Below are 22,659 nucleotides of genomic sequence, written 5' to 3'. Positions count from 1 at the left end.
TCGGGTCCGGCGCTGTTTCACGCCGAGGGGGTGCATGTTTCGCGGGTGTAAAAGCCGGTTTCGGCCGTGCAAACACTGCTCCTGAACGGTAGCCGCTCCGGGAAGCGGGCCGCAAACGGCGATAGCCTCGGGGGGTCGGCGGCCGCCCCGGGGCCCGCCGTCGGCTCCTCGAACCCGGGCACGAGAACGGATGCGCATGTCGATTACGGCGGCCCTGCAGCCCGGCGCGGGCGAGATCCGCGCCACCGAGTACCTGGCCGCGAGCCTCTCGCACGTGCTCTGGGGGCGGCTGCCCTGCGCGACCGACCGGCCCGTGCTCACGATCGACTCGGGCACCGACGTGACGATCGACACGCTGAGTCACGAGGGCATCCTCGAGGACCAGGGTCGCGACCCGGCCGCCTTCTTCGCCGCGAACGGCGTCGACCGGTCCCTGGTGCTCGACGACGCGGTGGCGCTGGCCGCATCCGCCTACCCCCGCTCGGGCACGGACGGACCGCACGTCGTGACCGGCCCGATCGCCGTGCGCGGTGCGCAGCCGGGCGACCTGCTGAAGATGACCGTGCTCGAGACGACTCCGCGCGTGCCGTACGGTGTCATCTCGAATCGGCACGGCAAGGGCGCGCTGGTGGGGGAGATGCCCGTCTCGCAGCGGTCGATGAGCGTCTTCGCCGAGCTCGAGCACGGGCTCGACGGCTCGGAGTGGGGCACGCTGCCGCTCGTGCCGGGCGGGGAGCGGTCGGTGCGGTTCCCGTTGCGTCCGTTCCTCGGGATCATGGGCGTGGCGGTGGCCGGCGATCAGCGGCCGCACTCGGTGCCGCCGGGTGCGCACGGGGGCAACATCGACATCAATCTTCTGACCGTCGGGTCGTCGCTGTACCTGCCGGTGCAGGTGCCGGGCGCGCTCGCCTACGTCGGCGACCCGCACTTCGCGCAGGGCGACGGGGAGGTGGCGCTGACCGCGATGGAGGCGTCACTGCGGGTGACGGTGCGGTTCGAGGTGGTGCCGCAGGCCGAGGCCGTCGACGCGTTCGGGACGCTCGCCGGGCCGCTGGCCGAGACCTCCGAGTTCCTGGTGCCGACGGGGCTCGACGAAGACCTCGACGTGGCGGTGCAGAACTGCGTGCGCGCCGCGCTGGGCCTCCTCGAGGCGCGCTACGGCATGGACCGGGCGCTCGCCTACGCCTACCTCAGCGCCGCCACCGACTTCGACATCTCGCAGGTGGTCGACATCGTGAAGGGCGTGCACGCGCGCATCCGGGTGTCCGACTTCGCGGGGGTGCGACGTGGCTGAGGCCCTGCCCTCCGGTGTCACCTCGCTGGCCGGGTCGCTGCCGGCCGGGGAGCTCGAGGCGCTGCTGGGTGCGTTCCGGGGGTACGAGGCGGCGCTCATGTCCAACGACATCGAGGTGCTCGACGGCTCGTTCGCGCCGGGGGACGACACGCTGCGGGGCGACGCGAACGGGCTGCTCGTCGGGCACGAGCGCATCGCGGCGTTCCGGGGGCTGCGCGGTGGGGTGGCGCGGCGCCGCATCGTCGAGCTGCACGTGCGGGTGGTGGCTCCGGATGCGGCACTGCTCGTGTCCGTCAGCGCCTTCGATGCCGGCGGAACAGGGCTGCAGACGCAGCTCTGGCAGCGTTCGCCCGCCGGCACCTGGACGATCGGAGCCGCCCACGTCACCGGCGCCCCGCCCGCGCTCAACCGCGCGGTCTGGCGGATGGCGGGGACGCCGCTCGTCCCCGCTTCCGCTCCGGGGCCGCTGGCCGGGACGACGGTGGCGGTGAAGGATCTGTTCGACGTGGCGGGGTTCTCGGTGGGGGCGGGGAACCCGGTGTTCCTCGCGGAGGCGGGGCGGGCATCCGTCGACGCCGATGCCGTGGCGGCGCTCCGGGCCGCAGGCGCGGCCGTGCAGGGGATCGCGCAGACCGACGAGTTCGCGTACAGCATCGCCGGGCGGAACGTGCACTACGGGACACCGCCGAACCCCGCGGTGCCGGGGGCGATCCCGGGTGGCTCGTCGAGCGGGCCCGCCACCGCGGTGTCACTCGGGCAGGCGACGATCGGGCTGGCGACGGACACGGCCGGGTCGATCCGGGTGCCGGCGTCGTACCAAGGGCTGTGGGGGCTGCGCACCACGCACGGGGCGGTGAGCACGCGGGGGCTGCTGCCGCTCGCGCCCTCGTTCGACACCGTGGGCTGGCTGACGCGCGACGCCGCGACGCTGCGCGCGGCGGCTGCCGCGTCGCTCGCGCCGGCCTCCGGCGGCGTCGTCGCGCTGCGTCCGGCGTTCGTCGTGGCGGCCGAGCTGCTCGAGGGATGCGACCCCGAGGTCGCAGCTGCGTTCGACGCATTCGTCGCCGAGCTCGGGGGAGCAGGGGAGAGGGTGGAACTGGGCGGGCTGGATGCGGTGTTCGCCGCGTTCCGCACCGTGCAGGGCGCCGAGGCGTGGCGGGCCGACGGGGCGTGGGTGGCCGCGCATCCGGGAGCCGTGGGGGACGACGTCGCCGAGCGCTTCGCGATCGCCGCCGCGATCACGCCCGGGCAGGAGCTCGACGCGCGCGAGGTGCTGCGGCAGGCGCGGGAGCGGTTCGACGCGGCGCTCGGCGGGCGGGTGCTGCTGCTGCCGTCCGCCTCGTCGGCGGCGCCTCCGCTGGACGCCTCGGCCGAGACCATCGCGGCGGTGCGGGCCGCGACGCTGCGGATGACCTCCGTCGCCGGCACCGGCGGGTACCCCGCGGTCTCGGTGCCGCTGATGCGCGTGCGGACGCCGAGCGGCAGCGCGCCGCTCGGCCTCTGCCTCGTCGGGCCGCGCGGATCCGACCTCGCGCTGGTCGACCTCGCCGCCGCCCTCGCCGCCATTGCGTACGCTCCGGAATAATTTTCCGGGCCTCCGCGACCATAGTGGTCGGCGACCCCTCGATTATCAGTCCGGAGCGTACAGACGGCGGCCGAAACACGGGTGAAACACGCGTTTCGTAGAATGGGCAGCGACGAAACAGACTTTTCGAGGAGACCGATGAGCACGCCGCCCGACCTGCTTCAGATCAACCCGCCCCCGCGCCTCCTGATGGGACCCGGCCCGATCAACGCCGACCCACGTGTGCTGCGCGCCATGTCGGCGCAGCTCGTCGGCCAGTACGACCCCGCGATGACGGCGTACATGACCGAGACCATGGGCCTGTACCGCCAGGTGTTCCGCACGGCGAACGAGCAGACGCTGCTGATCGACGGCACCTCCCGCGCGGGAATCGAGGCGGCCATCCTGTCGCTCGTCGCCCCCGGCGACCGGGTGCTCGTGCCCGTCTTCGGCCGCTTCGGGCACCTGCTGCGCGAGATCGCCGAACGCGCCGGCGCCGAGGTGCACGTGATCGAGCGCGAGTGGGGCACCGTCTTCACCGAGCGCGAGATCGAGGAGGCCGTCGTCCGGGTGAAGCCCGCCCTCCTCGCCGTCGTGCACGGTGACACCAGCACCACGCTCGCCCAGCCGCTCGAGGGCCTCGGCGAGCTGTGCGCGAAGCACGGCGTGCTGTTCTACACCGACGTCACGGCATCGCTCGCCGGCAACGCATTCGACGCCGACGCGCTGGGGCTCGACGCCGTGACGGCGGGGCTGCAGAAGTGCCTCGGTGGGCCGTCCGGCTCGGCGCCCGCGACGTTCTCGGCGAAGGCCGTCGAGCGCATCGAGTCGCGCAAGAGCATCGAGGCCGGGATCGCGGGGTCCTCCGACGAGATCCGTGAGTCGCGCATCCGCTCGAACTATTTCGATCTCGCCATGATCTTCGACTACTGGGGCGAGAAGCGCCTCAACCATCACACCGAGGCCACCACGATGCTCTACGGCGCCCGCGAGTGCGCGCGCATCATCGTCGAGGAGGGGCTCGACGCCACCATCGAGAGGCACCGGATGCACGGGGCCGCCATGCTCGCGGGCGTCGAGGGTCTCGGGCTGAGCGTGTTCGGCGACCCGGCGGCGAAGATGAACAATGTGGTGGCGGTGCGCATCCCGGAGGGGGTGACGGGCGACGCCGTGCGGGGGCAGATGCTCGAGGACTTCGGGATCGAGATCGGCACCTCGTTCGGGCCGCTGCACGGCAAGGTCTGGCGGATCGGGACGATGGGGTACAACGCGCGGAAGGACGCGGTGCTGACGACGCTGGCCGCGCTCGAGCAGGTGCTGCGGCGGAACGGCGCGGCGGGGGCGCCGGGGGCAGCGGTCGAGGCGGCATACGGGGTGTACGAGGGGGCCGGGGCGTGACGGGGGTCGGTGGGCCGGGCGGCGGTGGCGGCCGTCCTTCAGGTGCTGCTTCGGGTGCTGCGGGCGCCGGCGCCGCTGCGGCGCGCGAGGTGCCGGCCGACACGACGGCTGCCGTCGTGCTCGAGCGATGCGAACTGCTCGCGACGCACTCGTCGCTGCCGGGCGGGCTGATCCAGCGCGTGAACCTCTCGCCCGAGCACGCCGCGGTCAACGCGATCGCCGCCGGGTGGATGCAGGACGCCGGCATGACCACCTGGCAGGACGCGGCGGGCAACCAGTGCGGCCGCCTCGAAGGTGCCGAGCCCGGGCTTCCGGCGCTGCTGCTGGGCTCGCACCTCGACACGGTGCCGCGGGCGGGGAAGTACGACGGCATCCTCGGGGTATTGACGGCCATCGCGGTGGTGCAGCGCATCCGCTCGTCGGGTCGTGCGCTGCCGTTCGCCCTCGAAGTCGTGGCCTTCGCCGACGAGGAGGGCACCCGCTTCGGGCGGGCGCTGATCGGCTCGCGCGCGTACGCCGGCACCTTCGACCCCGCGTGGTGGGAGCTGCTCGACGAGCACGGGGTGAGCCTGCACCAGGCGTTCCTCGACTTCGGGCTCGACCCGTCGACGGTTCAGGATGCTGCACGGCGGCCCGAGGAGTTCGTAGGGTATCTCGAAGCTCATATCGAGCAGGGCCCGTACCTCGAGGACGAGAACAAGGCGCTCGGGATCGTGTCGTCGATCGCCGGGGCCAGGCGCTTCCTGATCACGATCACGGGGCGGGCCGGACACTCGGGCACGCCCTACGAGCGGCGGAGGGACGCGCTCGCCGGGGCGGCCGACGCCATCCTCGCGATCGAGCGGATCGCCCGGTCGGCGCAGCTGATCGCCACCGTCGGTCATCTGCAGGTGTCGCCGGGGGCGGTCAACGTCATCCCGGGCGAGGTGGAGTTCAGCCTCGATCTGCGGGGCGAGTACGACAGCGAGCGGGATCGGATCTGGACGGTCATCCAGGACATGCTGACCGACATCTGCCGGCAGCGGCGGCTCTCGTGGGAGAGCGTCGAGACGCACTCGGCGCCGGCTGCGGAGTGCAGTGCACGGTTGCGGGCGGCGGTGGGGGAGGGCATCCGCTCGACCGGCGACCGGCGGCCGATGTCGCTGTTCTCGAAGGCGGGGCACGACGCCATGGCGATCGCGGCGATCACCGAGATCGGGATGCTGTTCGTGCGGTGCGAGGGCGGGGTGAGCCACAACCCGGCGGAGCACGTGACCGAGGCGGACGTCGCGGCGACGATCGACGCGTTCGAGCGGGCGGTGCTGGCGGTGGCCGCGTCGTCGTCGTCGTCATCGGCAGCGGCCGGCTCGGCCGAGAGCGCCTGAGAGCGGGCGAGCGATGAGCGTGCAGACGATGAACATCGGCCAGCGGATCGACCGCAGCTACGGCGAGCTGTCGCCGCAGGAGCAGCGGGCGGCCGACTTCATCCTCGACCACCTCAGCGACCTCGCCGTGTACTCGGGCACCGAACTCGCGCAGCGGAGCGGGGTCTCGAAGGCGACCGTCTCGCGCCTGTTCCGGCGCCTCGGCTTCGAGAACGCGCAGGAGGTGCGGGAGCACGCGCGCTCCCTCCGCTCCTCGGGCGTGCCCGTCGGCGGGGCGACCCCGGGGGCGACCGCCGACCTGTCGGCCCACCTCGTGCGCGAGGTGGAGAACCTGCGGCGCTGCCTCGACGCCCTCGGGCCCGAGCGGCTCGAGCAGGCGACCTCGCTGCTCGTGCGGGGGCGCACCGTGACGATCGTGGGCCTCCGCAACAGCTACCCCGTCGCGGTGCACCTGCGCGAGCAGCTCGCCCAGGCGCGTGACTCGGTGCTCCTCGCGCCGCTGCCCGGGCAGACCCTCGCCGAGGAGTTCGCCGAGCGGGATGCGCGCGACACGGCCGTGGTGCTCGGCTTCCGCCGGCGGCCGGCGGGGTTCGGTCGGATGATCGCGGGCATCGCCGACCGCGGTGTGCCGGTCATCCTGATCGGTGACCCGTCGGCCCGCCGCTACGCCGAGTTCGCGAGCGTCTGGATCGAGTGCCCGATCGACAGCGTCTCCCCGCTCGACAGCTACGCCAGCGCGATGAGCCTCGCGAACGTGCTGGCGTCGAACACCCTGGCGGCGCACGCCCGCGACAGCCGCACCCGCATCGCGGCGATCAACACCCTCTACGACGCCTTCGGTGAACTCGAGCAGCCCTAGCGCACGGCTGCCCCGCCCTCACCTCAGTTCTGGCAGCGGATCACGAACCCCGAGGCCGAGCAGCCCCCGCCCTTGTACTCGTTGAACCTCTCGACCGGACCCGGCGTCACCCACCCGCTCGGAGCGACCGGCGCGTAGGCGAACCCCGAGTCGTCGATGCGGTCGAGCTGCCAGCTGCCCTGGAGGCTCGCCGGTACCCCTCCGACGACATTGAAGCTCAGCTGCGGCTCGGGTATCCAGTCGACGTTCGCCTGCATCGGCGGGTCGGTCATCTCGGCACGTGCCGCGGCCGCACCGCCCAGCATCCCGGCCGTCGCGACCACCACGGCGACGACGGCGGACGCTACCGCTCGGGCGAGACGCCCGCGGTCGTGGGACGGGTCGGATGTCATGGAAGACGACCCTACGGCCGAGGCGCTCGAAGGCGCCGTGAGCACTTCCTACTCAAATAATCGGCCCCGCCTCCCGCGGGCTCTGCCTCCCGCGAGGGGGGGTGGGCCCTGGAGCAGCTAGGGGCGGGTGCCCGCCGCCGCGAGCTTGGCGGGGACTTCCGCGGCCGTCATGCGGATGACGTAGGCCGGGCGGTCGCGCTCGAAACGCCAGGAGTCGGCGAGGGGGCCCGCGTCGACCGCGTCGAAGCCGAACTCGTCGAGGAGGGTGCTGACGAGGGTCTTGGCGGCGGCGTCGTCGCCCGCGATCGGGAGGGCGCGGCGGTCGGGGTCGCCGGCCGGGCGGCCGTCGGTGGTGAGATCGGCCGCCATGATGTTGTTGAACGCCTTGACGACGGTCGAGGTCGGCAGGTGCTCCTGCAGCATGCCCGAGACGGTCGTCTTCTCCTCGTCGAGCTCGGGGATGCGCCCGTCGCGCTCGAAGTAGTAGTTGTTCGTGTCGATCACGGTCTTGCCGGCGAGCGGCTCGACGGGCACGGCCTTGTACGCCTTCAGCGGCACGGTCACGACGACGATGTCACCGGCCTCCGCGGCCTCGGCCGGGGTCGCCGCGCGCGCCTGCGGGCCGAGCTCGGCGACGAGCGAGGCGAGCGTCTCGGGCCCCCGCGAGTTGCTGATCACGACCGAGTAGCCGTGCGCGACGGCGAGCCGCGCGAGCTGCCCGCCGATGTTGCCGGCGCCGATGAAACCGATGGTGCTGAGTCCTGTTGCAGTCATACCGACAGTCAACCCCCGTCGAGCGGCTTCATTCCCGGCTCTCAGCAGGTGCTCCGGATGCTCGCACCGGCCGGTCGACGTCGTCGCCGCCTCCGAGGTCGCTGCAGTCGACTTCCGTCGCCCCGTTCGCGACGAGGAACGCCCGGGCGCCGCGGTCGGCGTGCGAGGCGTCGAGCGCGGCGATCAGCGCCTCGGCGTGCTCGGACCCGATGACCACCGGATGCCCGGGCCGCCCCTCGTAGAAGGCCTGCGCCAGGGTGCGGCGGTGGGCTCCGGCGCGGAGGCGCTCCACGGCCTCGGGACGGAGGCCGGGCAGGTCGACGAGCGTCACCACGACGACGTCGGCGCCCGCCTCGACCGCCGCGCCGACGCCGTGCGCCAGGGAGGCGGAGAGGCCCTCGGCCCAGGTACGGGCATCCGTCGTTCCGACCCGCGGATCGACGAGCAGGCCGGCCAGGAGGGGGCGGGCCTCGTCGGCGGCGGCGCCGAGCACGACGAGCACCTCGTCGCAGCCCCCCTCGAGCAGCACCTGCACGCCGTGCGTGAGCCAGGGTTCGCCATCGGAGGCGGTGACGAGGGCCTTCGGGCGGCCCATCCGGCGGCCGGCGCCGGCGGCCAGCAGCACACCGACCGAGCGCGAGGGGGACATGTCCTCATCGTAAGCTGGGGGCATGGAGAACGCGCCAGCGCCCGTCGACAGCCCGGAGTTCCGGGAGGCGCTGCGGTCGTGCCTCGGGGTGGATCGCTTCGTCGACGAGGTGGCCGCTGCGGCGCCGTTCCCGTCGCACGATCAGCTGCTGGCCGTGGCCGACCGGGTGGTGTCGTCGCTGACCCCGGCGGAGGTGGAGGCGGCACTCGCCCACCATCCGCGGATCGGGGAGCGGGCCGCCGGCGAGGGGCAGGCGCAGCGGTTCAGCCGCTCGGAGCAGTCGGCGGCCGACGCCTCGGACGCGGCGCTCGCCGAGGAGATCACTACCGGCAACCGGGAGTACGAGGCGCGGTTCGACCGGGTGTTCCTGATCCGGGCGGCGGGGCGCGGGCGGAGCGAGATCCTGCAGGAGCTGCGGCGGAGGCTGCTGCTCGACGATGCGGCCGAGGCGGCCACGGTCGCGGGGGAGCTGCACGACATCACGATGCTGCGGCTCGCGAGCCTGTACCCGCCCGATCCGGCCGCCGACTGAGCAGCCGACCGACAGCCCTGAACGACCGCCCTGAACGCCAGCCCTGAACGCCAGCCTTATAAGAGGAGCAGCATGACCGAACGCAGCCACGTCACCACGCACGTGCTCGACTCCGTGATCGGGCGCCCGGCGGCGGGGGTGCCGGTCATCCTCGAGCACGACGAGGTGGGCAACTGGGTGATGATCGGCTCGGCGACCACCGACGAGGACGGGCGCGTGACGAGCCTCGGGCCCGTCGCGCTGAAGCCGGGGCGGTACCGGGTGAGCTTCGACACGGCGACGTACTTCGCCGAGCAGGAGGTGAAGGCGTTCTACCCCGAGGTGCAGATCACCTTCGACCTCGCCGACGCCGGCGCGCACTACCATGTGCCCCTGCTGCTCAGCCCCTTCGCCTACTCCACCTACCGCGGCAGCTAGAAAAGCGGTTCAGGCGAAGCCGCCCGCGATCGTCCAGGCCGAGCCGGCCGCGGGGGCGTCGTCGCGCACGACGGAGGCCTGGATGAGACCGTAGGGACGGTCATCCGCGTTGAAGACCTCGTTGTCGTTGGTGAGGCCGAACGGCGAGAGGTCGTAGAGGAAGTGGTGCTTGTTCGGCGCCGACATGCGGATCTCGGCGAGGAACGGGTACTGCTCGAGCACCGCCTTGCCCATCTCGTAGAGCGTCTGCTGCAGGGCGAGCGAGTGCAGCGTGGCGAAGACCTCGATCACGGTGCGCTTGATGCCGAGGTACACGCCCTCCCAGTCGAAGGCGGCGGGGTCGCCCACCTCGTCCATCACGAAGCGCCACTTGGCCACCAGCGAGGTCGCCATGATGCGGTCGCTGGTGGGCTCGAGCACGGTGTACGGGTCTTCGAGGAAGCCGTGGAACTCGGAGCCGGTGGTCTTCAGCAGCACCAGATCCTTGAAGCCGCCGATCACGTGGCTCGTCTGATCGGCGCCGACGCCCTCCACCGTGATGGCGGCGGTGCGCACCTCCTGGCCCTTCCGCACGAAGGTGTGGTCGTGCTCGGCGCCGTCGACGACGGCCCGCTCCCACTCGTACTCCTCGATCTCGATGCGGGCACCGGTGACGGGCTCGACGTCGTCGACGAAGTGCGCCGCGAGGGTGAGGCCGTAGGGCTCGATCGAGGTGAGCCCCTTCTCCTTGGCGTAGGAGTAGGCGGTCTGCTTCTGGGTGTCGGTCGGCAGCACCGCGCCCTGGTCACCCGTCAGGTGGGCCGGGTCGAAGGCGCCGCGCAGGGCGGTCGAGACGTTGACGTCGTGGATCTCGTGCCGCGGGCTGTCGCGGTAGATGCGCACGATGCGGTTCTCGGCTTTGCCGTACTGGTGCTCTCCGAGGACGATGGCCATGGTCTCCTGCTCACTGCGCGGAGGACGCTCGGTACCGCGCGCCTCCAGTCTGTCGGCAGGCCGCCGGCCCAGATGACGGATGCGGTGGCCGGGGCGCGGAATTTACGTCCAATTTACAAGGCGGTTCAGTCGGTGGAACCCGGGCGCGAGAGCAGCTCGCCGAGGGGTGCGCGGGTGCCCTCGTCGAGCAGCTCGCCGGCTCCGCCGTGCACGATGCGGCCGCGGAGCCACGTGGTCGCGACCACGCCGTGGAGGGTGCGGCCGTCGTAGGCCGACACCGGGTTCTTGTGCGCCAGCGCCGTCGCGTCGACCGCGAACTCCTCCTCGGGGGCGAAGGCCACGAGGTCGGCGTCCCGGCCGGCTTCGATGGCGCCCTTCTGCGCGAGGCCGACGAAGGCGGCGGTGTTCGCGCTCATCCAGCCGAGCACCCGCTCGAGCGGGATGCCGCGCTCGCGGGCCGCCGTCCAGACCGCCGGGAACGACAGCTGCATGCCCGAGATGCCGCCCCAGGCCTCCTGGAAGTCGCCGTCGCCGGCGAACTTCAGCTCGGCGGTCGAGGGGGAGTGGTCGCTCGCCACGAGGTCGATCGTTCCGTCGACGAGGGCCTCCCAGAGCAGGTCGCGGTTGGCCTCGTCGCGGATGGGCGGGCAGCACTTGAACTGGGTCGCCCCGTCGGGGATCTGCTCGGCCGAGAACGCCAGGTAGTGCGGACAGGTCTCGACGGTGAGCGGCAGGCCCTCGGCCTTCGCCGCGCGGATGGCGTCGAGGGCGCGGGCGCTGGAGAGGTGCAGGATGTGGGCGCGGGCTCCGGTGGCGCGCACGCCGTCGATGACGTGGGCGATCGCGTCCTGCTCGGCTGCATCGGGGCGGGAGGCGACGAAGGCGTCGTAGTCGCGGCCGTCGGGGGCGGCCGAGGGGCTCGACGAGGGGCCGGAGGCCCCGGCGGCGGCCGAGGACGTGGGTGTCGCCGCGGCGGCGTCGAGCGCATCCGGATCTTCGGCGTGCACGATGAGCAACCCGCCGAACCCGGCGATCTCCTCGAGGGCCCGGCGGAGCTCGGGGGTGCTGAGATGCGGAAACTCGTCGACGCCCGAGGGGGCGAGGAAGGCCTTGAAGCCGAAGACGCCCGCATTCCACAGCGGCTCGAGGGCGCCGAGGCTCGACGGGATCGCCCCGCCCCAGAACCCGACGTCGACGCTCGCCTGCGGGGCGGCGGCCTCGCGCTTGACGGCGAGGCCCTCGACGGTGGTGGTGGGCGGGATGCTGTTCAGCGGCATGTCGACGATGGTCGTCACGCCCCCGGCGGCGGCGGCGCGGGTGGCGGTGGTGAAGCCCTCCCACTCGGTGCGGCCCGGCTCGTTCACGTGCACGTGGGTGTCGACGACGCCCGGCACGAGCACCTGCCCTTCGGTCAGCGTGACCGTCTCGTGCGCCTCGAGCTCCTCGTCGTACTCGGCGATCGCGGCGATCAGGCCGTCGCGCACGGCCACGGCGGCCTCGCGCCAACCGCCGTCGACGAGCACGGATCGGGAGCGGACGACGAGGTCGTAGGGCACGGTCATGGGGCTCCTCGGGCTCGGGCGGTGCGACGTGGATCAAGCCTAGACGGCTAGCATTGGCGGCATGAGCGTCGTGACGCCGGGGCAGCGCGCGACCTGCCCGAAGCACATGGAGTACGGGCCCTGCGGCGGCGTCGACTTCGACGGCACGTGCGAGGTGGGGGAGTTCCGCTGCGTGTTCCTCGACACGCCGACGGTGCGGTGGCACGGCGCAGCGCGCCCCGAGCCCGTCGAACCTCAGTCCGGCGCCGCCGCGATGCGCGCCCTGCTGGCGACCCGCCCGATCGTCGTCGCCGACTTCCCCGCCCGCTCACTCGACCGCGTCTCGCTCGCCGACTGCGCCTCCGCGCTCGCCGGACGGGTCGACGCCACCCTCGCGGGCGACTCGGGCCGCAGCCGGGTGCAGTTCCCGCCGAGCTACCGCGCCCACCTGATCCAGCAGCAGGGCGTCGCCGTCTGGACCGGCCTGAACTGCCGCGACCGCAACCGCGTGGCCCTCGAGGGGGAGCTCGCGGGTCTCCGCGCGGTCGGCGTCGCCGGCGTGCACTGCGTCACGGGCGACCACACCGCGACCGGCGACCGAGCGGATGCGCAGCCGGTCTTCGACCTCGACTCCACGCAGCTCGCCGCGCTGGCGGCCGCGGACGGCCACCTCGTCTCGGTGGCCGAGGCGCCCACCTCCCCACCGGTCGGCAAGCGAGCCGCCCGGCTGCGCGAGAAGGTGCTGGCCGGTGCCGACGTCTGCTTCGTCAACCATGCCGGAGGGGCCCGGCCCGTGCGGCGCTTCATCGCGGAGACCCGCGAGGCGGGGGCCGACCCGGCGTTCATCCCGTGCATCCCGATGGTGATCGACAAGGGCAGCGCCGGCCTGCTGCGCACGTTCACCACCCTGGTGCTGCCCGAGGGCTTCCTCGACCGCATCCTGCACGCGGCCGACCCCTACCGCGAGGGCCTCGACGCCGTCACCGAGCTCTGCGAGCGGATGCTCGAGCTCGACGGCGTGGCCGGGGTGAACCTGTCCGGCGGCGCGTCACCCGGCGCGGAGGTGGAGTTCGCCGACGCGATGGGGATCGTGGCGGAGCGCCTGGGCCTGTCATCATGAATCATGAGCGACTTCCCTACGGTCACTTCCCCTGACGCGCCCGATCACACACCCGATCACACACCCGATCGCACGCCCGATGACGCGCCCCGGTCCGCGCCCCGCGCCACGACCGTCACGGTCGGCCAGTACCTGGCCACCCGCCTCGTGCAGCTCGGCGCCGACCACGTCTTCGGTCTGCCGGGCGACTTCAACCTGAGCCTGCTCGACCAGATGGTCACGGTCGACGGCTTGCACTGGGTCGGCTCGACCAACGAGCTGAACGCGGCCTACGCCGCCGACGGCTACGCCCGCCTCCGCCGTGGCCTCGGCGCCCTCGTCACCACCTTCGGCGTCGGCGAGCTCTCGGCCATCAACGGCGTCGCCGGCAGCTTCTCGGAGGACGTGCCCGTCGTGCAGATCACCGGGATGCCCTCCACCAGCCAGAAGGCCGAGGGCGCCCACCTCCACCACACGCTGATCGACGGCGACTACGAGCACTTCTACCGCGCCTACCGCGAGGTCACCGCCTCGGCGACCATCGTGCGCGCGGCCACCGCCACCCGCGACATCGACGCCGCGCTGATGACGGCGCTCCGGGAGTCGAAGCCGGTCTACCTCGGCATCCCGTCCGACGTCGCCGTGGCGACCGTGCACGCCGCGAACCTCCGCCACCCGCTCGTCGCGGCCACGAGCGACGCCGGCGAGCTCGCCCGCTTCACCACCGAGCTCGCCGAGGCCGTCGCCTCGGCGACCCGGGTGACGATGCTCGTCGGCCCCCAGGTGCATCGCCGCAGCCTCGAACCGCTGGTGCGCGAGATCGCCGACCACGACGGCGTCTACGTGGCCTCGCAGAACATGTCGAAGGCCGTGCTCGACGAGTCGCACCCGGCCTCGCTCGGCACCTACATGGGCGCCTTCACCCGCGTCGACGAGGCCCGCGCCGCGGTCGACGAAGCCCCGCTGCTGGTGCTGGCCGGCACCGTGATGAGCGACTTCCTGACCGGCTTCTTCACTCAGCGCTTCGACGAGGACCAGGCCGTCGAGCTCGGCCTGACCGCCGCCCGCATCGCCGACACCACGTTCTACGGCGTGCGGCTCGAGGACTCGCTGCGCGCGCTGCACGCCGTGCTCGGGCAGACGTCGCGGCCCGCGGTGACCGCGGTCGGGCATCCGCCGATCGCCGACGCCGCCCCGCCCGTGCCGGGCGCCCCGCTCGACCAGGAGCACTTCTGGGCCGCCGTGCAGGGCTGGCTGCGGCCTCGGACGACGGTGATCGCCGACGCCGGCACCTCGTTCTACGGGGCGCTCGACCTGGTGCTGCCGGACGAGAGCGACCTGCTCGGGCAGCCGGTGTGGTCGTCGATCGGGTACACGATCCCGGCCACGCTCGGCGCCTCGGTGGCGCTGCCCGGGCGGCGCTCGGTGCTGTTCGTGGGTGACGGGGCGGCGCAGCTGACCATCCAGGAGCTGTCGACCGTGCTGCACCGCGGCGCGACGCCCGTGGTCTTCCTGCTGAACAACGACGGGTACACGGTCGAGCGCAAGATCCAGAGCCCGGCGGCGGTCTACCAGGACATCGCGCCCTGGGACTGGACGCTCGTCCCCGCCGCCTTCGGGGCCGCCGACCGCGTGGTGACGGCCCGGGCGACGACACAGGACGAGCTCGCCGCCGCTCTCGAGCTCGCACACGCCACCACCGACAAGGCGCTGCTGATCGAGGTCGTGCTGCCGCCGATGGACTCGCCGCGCCTGCTCACGGTGCTCACCGAGGCGATCGCGCACGCGGCCCAGCGCCGCTGAGCGCGCTCCGCGCGCGGACTTCGCCAAGCCTGGCTCCGACCGGCCGCTCCAGAGCCTCGGTGGCAGGCACGCTTGGCGAAGTCCGCGCCGGCGGGCCACCCGGCCAGAGCGGGCTCAGCCGGCCAGCAGCGACGCCGTCCAGGCGCCGTCGGCGTCGCGCCGGTACTCGGTGCGCCGGCTCGCCGTGTCGGGGTCGCCCTCCCAGAAGGTCAGCCGCACGGGCCGCACCACGAAGCCGGTCCAGGTGGGCGGCGGGGTGAGCGACGGATGCTCGTGCCCGAACTCCGCCCACTGCGAGAGCCGAGCCGCGCCGTCCAGGGCGGCGAACGACGCCGTGTTCAGCCACGACAGCTGCTGCAGGTAGCGCGAGCGGTGCTCGTAGGCCCACGCTTGCTCCTCGGCCGAGGACCGCGACGCATCGCCCTGCACCACCAGCTGGCGCCCCGGCCACAGCAGGGTGAGCGCGACCCGGGGGTTCGCCGTGACGTCGGCGACCTTGCGCGAGCGGGAGTCGGTGTGGAAGTACAGCCCGGTGTCGTCGTACTCCGAGAGCAGGACGGTGCGGGCATCCGGATACCCGCTGGAGGAGACGGTGGAGAGCGTCATGAGCGGGCGCACCGGGTCGTCGTTCGACGGCAGCCAGACGGAGAGCAGCTCGTCGGGGCCGGCCGTGCCCGGGGGTGCGACGACCGGGTCGAGCGCGGTCACGACCGCGGGGCCGGGGCGACGGAGGCCGACGGCCCCGCGGCGTCGAACCGCGCGATCTCGGCGAAGGCCGCGACCGAGTCGCTCACCGCCGCCTCGAACAGTTCGGCGCCGTACTCGGCGGTCGCCCCGGTCGGGTCGCCGAGGGTTCCGTTGGTCGAGAAGTCGTTCGACAGCCAGCCGAAGGTGACCCGCTTCTTGAAGCCGATGTGCTCGTAGTCGGCGAGGTGCGCGGGAACGCTCCGCTCGGCGACCGAGAGGTCGACCAGCTCGGGCCGGAGGTGCAGCACGAGCGAGGTCTCCGAGTGCCCGGCGTGGATGCCGAGCCCCAGCTCCTCGGGCCCGTCGTGCGCCCCGGCCGGCACGGTCGCTCCCATCAGGAAGGTCTGCAGCCCGAAGCGGCGCCGCAGTTCCCGGCAGGCGACCTGCAGCAGGGCGAGGTTGCCGCCGTGCCCGTTGAAGAACACCAGCTTCTTCGCCGGCGTCGCGGCGATCGAGTTGCCGAGCTCGACGACGGTCTGCATCAGCGTGTCCCAGCTGATCCACATCGTGCCGGGCGCCCAGTGGTGCTCGTCGCTCTTGGTGTAGGCGAGGGTCGGCAGCACCCAGACGTCGAGGCCGTCGGCAGCGGCGCGGTCGACCGAGGCGTTCGCGATCGCGTCGGCGATCAGGTAGTCGGTCATCAGCGGCAGGTGCGGCCCGTGGAACTCGATCGCGCCGGTGGGCAGCACGATCACCGAGTCCTCTGACAGGGCGGCTTCGGCCGCGGTGCCCGAGAGCTCGACCAGGCGGCGGGAACGGATGCTCACGAGTGCTTCTCCGGGCCGGTGACGACGCCTTCCGGCGGAAGCTTGCCCGGGTTGAGCAGGCCCTGCGGGTCGGTCCTCGCGGCGAGGGCCCGCACCCGGTCGACCTTGTGGTCGACGTACCACTGGTGCGGCGAGTGATAGCCGACGTCGATCGCGAGCAGGCGGTCGAAGCCCGCGTAGACGGCCTCGGGGCTGATGTAGGGGGCGGCGAGCATCCCGATCGGGTGGTCGCGCTGCGCCTCGATGTGCAGCATGGCGCCGGGGTAGACCTGGTGCACCTCGTCGAGCCGCTCGACGAGCGCGGCGCCCGAGACCTCGACGTGGAAGTAGGGCTCGTCGGTGGACTTCTGCAGCCACTCGATCGGGTGGTTGTACGAGAGCATCGAGATCTTGACGGTGGCCTGCGGGCCCTCGCGCACGTCCTCGACGGTGCCGCCGGCGCCCTCGACGAGCACCCGGGCGGCGTCGAGCGAGGCGACATCGAGGATGGCACGGAGCGAGGCGCGGTCATGCGGGATGGCGGGATCCGCCGGCAGCGCGTTGGCGATCTCGGGCAGGTCGGCCGAGACCAGGCGCGGTGTCGGCTCGAGCCAGCCGATCTGGCGGATGACCGAGGTCGCCTGCTCGAAGGTCGGGAAGCTGGCGTAGAAGCCGACCCATTCCTGCAGGGGTTCGAGCGCGATGGTCGCGCGGGCGATGATGCCGGCGGTTCCGTAGGTGTGCACGTAGGGCTGAGCATCCGCCCCCTCGACGTGCACGAGTGCGGCCTCGGGTGCGGCGTGCACCACGTCGAGGGCGAGCACGTAGTCGCCGCTCATGTTCGAGCCGTGCTTGATCGAGCCGGTGCCGCCCGAGCCGCCGGAGAGGAAGCCGCCGATCGACGACTGCGCGGTCGAGGGGTACATCAGGATCTGCTGGCCGGTCTCGCGCGCGGCCTGCTCGATCGCGACCATCGTGGCGCCGGCCTCGGCCGTCAGGCGGCCCTCCTCGACCGACACGACGGCGCGGGCCTTCGAGACGTCGAGCACGAGCCCGCCTTCCAGCGGGATGGCCTGGCCGTAGTTGCCGGTGCCCTTGCCGCGCGGGGTGACGCCCACGCCGTGCCGCACCGCGGCCGCGACGACCTCGGCGATCTGCTCGGCGTTCGTGGGGAAGGCGACGAGGTCGGCGAGCCCGAGCGGCAGCTGAGCGGCGAGGATCGGCGACATCTTCGCGCCGTCGACCGAGGCCTTCTCGCGTCCGCGCAGCTCGGTGGTGACGCCGCGCTCGCCGAGCAGGGCGGTGAGCTCGCTCGCGAGGCCGGCGATGTCACCGGCGGTCGGTGCGGTGGTGGGGGAGATGGTCATGGTGGTCCTTCGGTGCGTGCGTGCGGTGCTGTGAGGCATGGGTGACCGGGGGCCCGGTCAGTGCATGATCATGCCGCCGGTGACGTTCAGCGCCTGGCCGGTCATGTAGGCGGCGTCGTCGGAGGCGAGGAAGGTGGCGACGCCCGCGACGTCGGCGGGGTCGGCGAGCCGGCCGAGCGGCGAGTAGGTCGACCAGAGGGCCACGTCCTCCTCGGTGCGGGTGGCCGCACCCATCTCGGTGAGCACGTAACCCGGGCAGAGGCAGTTGGCGGTGATGCCGGATGGCCCGAGCTCGAGGGCGGTCACCCGGGTGAGGGCGATCACGGCGGCCTTCGAGGCCGCGTAGTGCCCCTGACCCGCACCGCCGGTCTTGCCGGCCATGCTGGCGAGGTTGATGATCGTGCCGCGGCGGGGGCCGGCGGGGTCGGGGCCGGCGATCATCGCCCTGGCCGCGATCTGCGTCGTGACGAGCATGGCGGTCGTGTTGATGGTGAACGTGGTCTCCCACTCCTCGACCGAGATGTCGAGCAGGGGGGAGAAGCGGAGGATGCCGGCGTTGTTGACCAGCACGTCCACGCCGCCGAGCTCGGCGATGGCCGAGCCCATCGCCTCGGCGGTGCCGACGTGGTCGGTGAGGTCGACCGGCGCGAACCGGCAGCCGGTCTCGTCGGCGAAGGCGGCGCCCTCGTCGACGAGCCGGTCGAGGATGACGACCTCGGCGCCTTCGGCGGCGGAGCGCCTGGCGATGGAGGCGCCGATGCCGCGCGCACCTCCCGTGACCACGATCCGCTTGCCGAGAAGCCGGTTCGGGATGGCGGTGCCGGTGGTCTGGACCGTGGTCACGGGAGGATGCGTCATGGTGCTACTTCAGGCCGATCGTGGTGTCGATGAACTCGTTGGTGTAGATGTCCTCGACGGTCAGGCCGTCGGCAGGCGTCGCGCCGATCTTCTCGAGGATCGGCACGGCCTTGTCGAAGAACGAGGCCATCCGGGCCTCGTCCAGGTCGCCGATGGCGTCGTTCGAGCCGTTCGAGACGAGCCCGAGGTCGATCATCTGCTTGACCGAGAAGTCGGCCACGCCCTGCGAGTAGACCCAGCCGGTGTCGAACTGGTCGACCAGGTCGAGGATCATCGAGTTGACCGGCGCGGGGTCGGCGAAGTAGTCGACCTCGGCCTGCTGCAGCACGGGCACCAGGGCCTTCAGGCACTCGGAGTTCGCCTCGAGGTCACCCGTGCGGGTGGCCATCACCGACTGGTAGTAGTCCCAGCCGGTGTCGTTGATGAGCTGGAAGTCGACCGGCTTCATCCAGTCCGTGACCTCGTTCTCGTAGATGTACGGCTCGGCCGAGGCGAAGCCCTGCTGGGCCGCCTTGCCCTGGTCGGCGACGAAGTTCGCCGGGGTGCCGTCGTAGCTGCCGTCGGCCTGGGCCTCGGGAACCTGGCCCGACTCCTTCAGGTACTCCATGTAGGTCGAGTCGGCGAAGTAGCGCACGACGGCGCCCTTGCTGGTGACGTCCTTGATGCTCTTCGCATCGGGGTAGGTCGCCGGGTCCCACATGATCATCAGCGGGCTCTTCTCCAGCGGGGCGAAGACGCCCGTGGTGGGGAAGTCGGCCGAGTTCTGGATCTGCTCGTCGGTCGAGACGTAGCCGAGCATGATGTCCGGGTCCTGGTACATGATCGAGGTCACGCTCTGGAAGCCGATCGCCGGGCCGCCGGAGCGGATCTCGACGTTGACGCCGGTGTACTCGCCCGCGCTGTAGAGGGGGCCGCTGACGCTCTTGTTGCTGGCGTCGATCTCGGGGTCGGGGCCGAGCAGCTGGTACAGGTGGCCGTGCTCGGCCTCCGGGTTCCAGTCGGTCTGCAGCACGACGTTCGCGGGGCAGCCGGCGGCGGCCAGGTCGACCGAGCCGATCTCGGCGTCGGAGGCGGGGGTGGACTCGCTGCTGGAGGCACCGCTCGAACAGGCGGTGAGGGCGACGGCCGTGGCGGCCACGAGGCCCGCCGTGAGCACGAGCCGGGATCGGGTTCTGCGCATTACATCTCCTTAGGGGTGGTGCGGAATGTGACGGTGCTGTGGTGCGGGGTGGGACGGATGGGTCGAGGAGGCGGTACGGGCAGCCGGAGCTAGGCCGAGAAGTCGTACCAGCGGCCGACCGCGCGCTTGCCGATCCAGCCGAAGAGGGCGAAGATCGCCACTCCCAGCAGGGCCGCGACGAAGATCGTCGCGAACAGCTCGGCCGAGCGCAGCCGGGCGGTGTAGGTGCTGAGCAGCGAACCGAGACCCGGCTCGCCGCGGCGGAAGAAGAAGTCGCCGACGATCGCGCCGACCACGGCGAGACCGGCCGAGATGCGCATGCCGGCGAAGATCGCGGGCAGGGCGGCGGGGAACTCGAGCTTGGTCAGCACGGTCCAGCGGTTGGCGCGCTGCAGCTGGAACAGCTCGCGCTGGCCCGGGTCGACCGACTGCAGGCCGAACAGGGTGTTCGAGACCATCGGGAACAGGGCGATCATCACGCAGACGATGATGCGGGCCGGGTACTCGAAGCCGAACCAGAAGCCGATCAGCGGCACGAGCGCGAGGATCGGGATGCACTGCAGCACCACCGCGTAGGGGTAGAGCGAGCGCTCGACCCACTTCGCCTGGCTCATCGCGATCGCCCAGACGATGCCGATGACCATCGCGATCGCGAGGCCGACCAGCGCGACCGCCGTGGTGCGGCCGAGCGCGACCAGGATCTCGCCGAAGGTGGCCGGGTCGAAGAACGCGGCGACGACCTCGTGCGGAGGGGGCATCAGGAAGCGGCGCTTCTCGTCGAGCACGAGGAAGGTGATCGCGTACCAGATGCCGAGCAGGGCGAGGAAGACCACGATCGGCGGCACCCAGGTCATGGCCTTGGACCGCGACTTCTTCACGGTGGCGGGCCGCATCAGCGTGCGGTTCTTCGGCGGGGCGGGAGGCGTCGTGGTCATCAGTGGTGGCCTTCTCGGAGGGCGTGGGAGACCTTGCCGCAGAGTTCGGCGAACTCGGCGGTGAACCGGATCTCGGGGTCACGGGGGAAGGGGAACTCGACGGGGAAGGTGTCGACGATCTTGCCGGGGCGGCCCGACATGACGACTACCTTGGTCGAGAGGTACACGGCTTCGGAGACCGAGTGCGTGATGAACAGGCCGGCGAACTGCTGCTCGGTGAAGAGCTTGATCAGCTCGTCGTTGAGACGCTCGCGGGTGATCTCGTCGAGAGCGCCGAACGGTTCGTCGAACAGGAACAGCTCGGGGTCGAGGGTGAGACTGCGGGCGAGGCTCGTGCGCATCTTCATGCCGCCCGAGAGGGTGCGCGGCAGGTGCTTCTCGAATCCGGAGAGGCCGACCAGCTCGATCGCCTCCTTCGCGGTGGCCCGGCGCTTGGCCTTGGGCACGCCGTTGAGCTCGGCGAGCAGTTCGACGTTCGACTGCACGTCGCGCCAGGGCAGCAGGGTCGCATCCTGGAACACGTAGCCGATGCGGCTCGTGTCGACCTGGGTGACGCCCTCGGTGGCGGGGGTCAGCCCGGACGCGATGCGCAGCAGGGTCGACTTGCCGCAGCCGGAGGGACCGACGACGGTGACGAACTCGCCGCGGTTGACGGTCAGGTCGACGCCTGAGAGGGCGGTCGTGCCGTTCGGGAACGTCATGGCGACGTCCTCGAAGTGCAGCAGCTGACCGGTCGTGGTCGCGGGGGCGACCTCGGGGGGTGCGATGGTCATGGCGCTTCTCACCTCGTTTCGTACTGGGGCTCGGGGGATGGTTCGGGAAGAACTTCGGCCAGGTGCGCGATCGGCGCGATGCTGCGGCTCACCGAGCTCGCGGCGACCAGGCGGCCGGCGTGGATGACGTAGCGGTCGGCCGAGGCGTTGGCGATCGCATCCGAGAGGTTGACGGCGCGCACCGCCAGCAGCTCGGCCTTCGCCCCCACCTCGACGCCGGAGCGCGGCAGCCGCATGACGTCGCGGGCGCCGGTGCTCACGGCGGCGTACGCCTCGTCGAGGGTGAGGTGACCGGCGGTGACCAGCAGCGAGGCGGTCTCGAGCGCGTCGCTTCGGCCGACCGGGTTGAAGGGGTCGCGCACGTTGTCGGCGCCGGCACCGAGTCGCACCCCGGCGTCGAGCAGGGCGCGCACGGCGGTGAGGCCGCGTGGGGTCGACACCGGATGCTGCCAGCCCTGCAGGTAGAGGTTCGTGATCGGCAGGGTCACGATACCGAGGTCGGCGGCCAGGATGCCCTCGATCAGCACGTCGAGCTCGACGGGCTCGAGGGTGCCGAGGCGCACGCAGTGGCCGGCGGTCGCCGGGCGGCTCGCGGGCCAGTCGCGCACGATCTCGGTCAGGGTGCCCATCGTGATCGGGCCGCCGAGGCTCTCGTCGGTGTGCATGTCGACACCGACACCGCGGTCGGTCGCGATGGCGAGGAGGCGGCGGAGGTCGGCGTCGGGCTCGTCGGCCAGGTGCGGGGCGCCGCCGACCAGGTCGACACCGAGGTCGAGCGCCTCGTGCACCTGGGCGTCGGTGGCGTTCGGGCCCGCGAGGGCGACGAGCTCGAGGTCGACGAGGCCGGCGAGCTCGTCGCGCACCTGGACGAGGGCGCGGACGCCGCGCATCGAGTCGCCCTCATCGCCCTCGGCGTGCAGCAGGTCGACGTGGCAGCGGATGGCGGTCGTGCCGTTCTGCAGCATCGCGAGAGCCTGGCGGCGGGCCCGGTCGGCGATGGACGCGGTGGTCATGGTGGCGGCGTACCGCTTCCACGACTCGATCGCGAGGCCGAGGTCGCCCATCGGCGGGTCGATCAGGTCCCAGGAGAGGGCCTTGTCGAGGTGCGCGTGCGGCTCGGCCGGAGCCGGGAGCAGCAGGAAGCCGTCGAGGTCGAGCGTGCCGGCCGACGGGGCGTCGAACGTCGCCGCGCTGCCGGCGGGCCGCACGGCCGAGACCGTGTCGCCCTCGAGCTCGACGTCGACGAGGCGCCCGTCGGGGAGCGTCGCCGAGCGGAGCATCCGGAGGGTGCGGGGGAGCACGGACATCGGGGGCTCCTCACGGCTCGGAATGTTGATGGCTTCAACAGGGGCCACGCTACGGATGGCTCGTTTCCGGCAGGTAACGCAAGCATTTCCGAATGTTAATTGGGTCCACGCACGATTTCGCTGTGGC

Annotated in this window: 22 protein-coding genes; 9 read left to right on the top strand and 13 right to left on the bottom strand. The window is 72.1% G+C overall.

What is annotated here, in order from left to right:
• Positions 1–190 precede the first annotated feature (190 nt).
• The 5 genes from BJ984_RS15775 to BJ984_RS15755 all read left to right on the top strand — a co-directional run bounded on the left by BJ984_RS15775 (position 191) and on the right by BJ984_RS15755 (position 6,479).
• Positions 191–1,294: an acetamidase/formamidase family protein gene (locus BJ984_RS15775; protein ID WP_373877433.1), complete on the top strand. Its 1,104-nt coding sequence runs from the start codon at positions 191–193 to the stop codon at positions 1,292–1,294.
• Positions 1,287–2,879, top strand: a complete 1,593-nt coding sequence (locus BJ984_RS15770) for an AtzH-like domain-containing protein (protein WP_271206525.1) — start codon at positions 1,287–1,289, stop codon at positions 2,877–2,879. Before BJ984_RS15775 ends, BJ984_RS15770 begins: the two co-directional genes overlap by 8 nt.
• Before the next feature lie 138 nt (positions 2,880–3,017).
• Positions 3,018–4,256, top strand: a complete 1,239-nt coding sequence (locus BJ984_RS15765) for a pyridoxal-phosphate-dependent aminotransferase family protein (protein WP_179548797.1) — start codon at positions 3,018–3,020, stop codon at positions 4,254–4,256.
• The gene (locus BJ984_RS15760) at positions 4,253–5,620 is read left to right on the top strand and encodes an allantoate amidohydrolase (RefSeq protein WP_271206526.1); all 1,368 of its coding nucleotides are present in this window, start codon (positions 4,253–4,255) and stop codon (positions 5,618–5,620) included. Before BJ984_RS15765 ends, BJ984_RS15760 begins: the two co-directional genes overlap by 4 nt.
• Positions 5,621–5,633: 13 nt before the next feature.
• Complete coding sequence (locus BJ984_RS15755) at positions 5,634–6,479, top strand: MurR/RpiR family transcriptional regulator (RefSeq protein ID WP_246306480.1); 846 nt, start codon at positions 5,634–5,636, stop codon at positions 6,477–6,479.
• Between the two features lie 23 nt (positions 6,480–6,502).
• Here the strand turns inward: BJ984_RS15755 and BJ984_RS15750 are convergent, their stop codons facing one another.
• From BJ984_RS15750 to BJ984_RS15740, 3 genes are all read right to left on the bottom strand, one after another.
• Complete coding sequence (locus tag BJ984_RS15750; RefSeq protein ID WP_179548796.1) at positions 6,503–6,871, bottom strand: hypothetical protein; 369 nt, start codon at positions 6,869–6,871, stop codon at positions 6,503–6,505.
• Positions 6,872–6,988: 117 nt separating this feature from the next.
• Complete coding sequence (locus BJ984_RS15745; protein ID WP_179548795.1) at positions 6,989–7,645, bottom strand: NADPH-dependent F420 reductase; 657 nt, start codon at positions 7,643–7,645, stop codon at positions 6,989–6,991.
• Between the two features lie 28 nt (positions 7,646–7,673).
• Positions 7,674–8,294: a nucleotidyltransferase family protein gene (locus BJ984_RS15740; RefSeq protein ID WP_179548794.1), complete on the bottom strand. Its 621-nt coding sequence runs from the start codon at positions 8,292–8,294 to the stop codon at positions 7,674–7,676.
• Positions 8,295–8,316: 22 nt separating this feature from the next.
• Here BJ984_RS15740 and BJ984_RS15735 point away from each other — a divergent pair, with 22 nt between their 5' ends.
• Both BJ984_RS15735 and uraH read left to right on the top strand, forming a co-directional pair.
• Positions 8,317–8,826 (top strand): 2-oxo-4-hydroxy-4-carboxy-5-ureidoimidazoline decarboxylase, encoded by a 510-nt coding sequence (locus BJ984_RS15735; RefSeq protein WP_179548793.1) that lies wholly within the window; start codon positions 8,317–8,319, stop codon positions 8,824–8,826.
• A gap of 72 nt (positions 8,827–8,898) precedes the next feature.
• Entirely contained in the window at positions 8,899–9,243 is a 345-nt protein-coding gene (gene uraH, locus BJ984_RS15730) for a hydroxyisourate hydrolase (RefSeq protein WP_179548792.1), read from the top strand.
• A 9-nt stretch (positions 9,244–9,252) separates the two neighbouring features.
• Here uraH and pucL read toward each other — a convergent pair whose 3' ends face one another.
• Entirely contained in the window at positions 9,253–10,176 is a 924-nt protein-coding gene (gene pucL / locus BJ984_RS15725) for a factor-independent urate hydroxylase (RefSeq protein ID WP_179548791.1), read from the bottom strand.
• 125 nt (positions 10,177–10,301) lie between these two features.
• Positions 10,302–11,738, bottom strand: coding sequence for an allantoinase AllB (gene allB, locus BJ984_RS15720; protein WP_179548790.1), 1,437 nt, complete (start codon positions 11,736–11,738; stop codon positions 10,302–10,304).
• Positions 11,739–11,799: 61 nt separating this feature from the next.
• Between allB and BJ984_RS15715 the strand changes: the two genes are divergently transcribed.
• Positions 11,800–12,837 (top strand): methylenetetrahydrofolate reductase C-terminal domain-containing protein, encoded by a 1,038-nt coding sequence (locus BJ984_RS15715; RefSeq protein WP_179549511.1) that lies wholly within the window; start codon positions 11,800–11,802, stop codon positions 12,835–12,837.
• A gap of 3 nt (positions 12,838–12,840) precedes the next feature.
• A complete protein-coding gene (locus BJ984_RS15710) occupies positions 12,841–14,619 on the top strand; it encodes an alpha-keto acid decarboxylase family protein (protein ID WP_179548789.1) in 1,779 nt (592 codons plus the stop codon).
• A 114-nt stretch (positions 14,620–14,733) separates the two neighbouring features.
• On the opposite strand, the gene BJ984_RS15705 is transcribed toward BJ984_RS15710, so the two are convergent.
• The 8 genes from BJ984_RS15705 to BJ984_RS15670 all read right to left on the bottom strand — a co-directional run bounded on the left by BJ984_RS15705 (position 14,734) and on the right by BJ984_RS15670 (position 22,532).
• The gene (locus BJ984_RS15705; protein ID WP_179548788.1) at positions 14,734–15,327 is read right to left on the bottom strand and encodes a pyridoxine/pyridoxamine 5'-phosphate oxidase; all 594 of its coding nucleotides are present in this window, start codon (positions 15,325–15,327) and stop codon (positions 14,734–14,736) included.
• Positions 15,324–16,133, bottom strand: a complete 810-nt coding sequence (locus tag BJ984_RS15700; protein WP_179548787.1) for a creatininase family protein — start codon at positions 16,131–16,133, stop codon at positions 15,324–15,326. Before BJ984_RS15700 ends, BJ984_RS15705 begins: the two co-directional genes overlap by 4 nt.
• Positions 16,130–17,479, bottom strand: a complete 1,350-nt coding sequence (locus BJ984_RS15695) for an FAD-binding oxidoreductase (RefSeq protein ID WP_179548786.1) — start codon at positions 17,477–17,479, stop codon at positions 16,130–16,132. Before BJ984_RS15695 ends, BJ984_RS15700 begins: the two co-directional genes overlap by 4 nt.
• A gap of 57 nt (positions 17,480–17,536) precedes the next feature.
• On the bottom strand, positions 17,537–18,322 hold the full coding sequence (locus BJ984_RS15690) for an SDR family NAD(P)-dependent oxidoreductase (RefSeq protein ID WP_271206527.1): 786 nt from the start codon (positions 18,320–18,322) through the stop codon (positions 17,537–17,539).
• A gap of 19 nt (positions 18,323–18,341) precedes the next feature.
• The gene (locus BJ984_RS15685; protein WP_173181526.1) at positions 18,342–19,517 is read right to left on the bottom strand and encodes an ABC transporter substrate-binding protein; all 1,176 of its coding nucleotides are present in this window, start codon (positions 19,515–19,517) and stop codon (positions 18,342–18,344) included.
• A gap of 89 nt (positions 19,518–19,606) precedes the next feature.
• The gene (locus BJ984_RS15680; protein WP_179548785.1) at positions 19,607–20,452 is read right to left on the bottom strand and encodes an ABC transporter permease; all 846 of its coding nucleotides are present in this window, start codon (positions 20,450–20,452) and stop codon (positions 19,607–19,609) included.
• Positions 20,452–21,225, bottom strand: coding sequence for an ABC transporter ATP-binding protein (locus tag BJ984_RS15675; protein ID WP_173181524.1), 774 nt, complete (start codon positions 21,223–21,225; stop codon positions 20,452–20,454). The genes BJ984_RS15680 and BJ984_RS15675 overlap by 1 nt, the downstream gene beginning before the upstream one ends.
• Positions 21,226–21,233: 8 nt before the next feature.
• Entirely contained in the window at positions 21,234–22,532 is a 1,299-nt protein-coding gene (locus BJ984_RS15670) for an amidohydrolase family protein (RefSeq protein WP_179548784.1), read from the bottom strand.
• Positions 22,533–22,659 lie beyond the last annotated feature (127 nt).

Source organism: Herbiconiux flava, from assembly GCF_013409865.1.
In the GTDB taxonomy this organism is placed as follows: Bacteria; Actinomycetota; Actinomycetes; order Actinomycetales; family Microbacteriaceae; genus Herbiconiux; species Herbiconiux flava.
The sequence above is the reverse complement of the archived record's forward strand: the minus strand, read 5'-3'. Positions and strand labels throughout refer to the sequence as shown.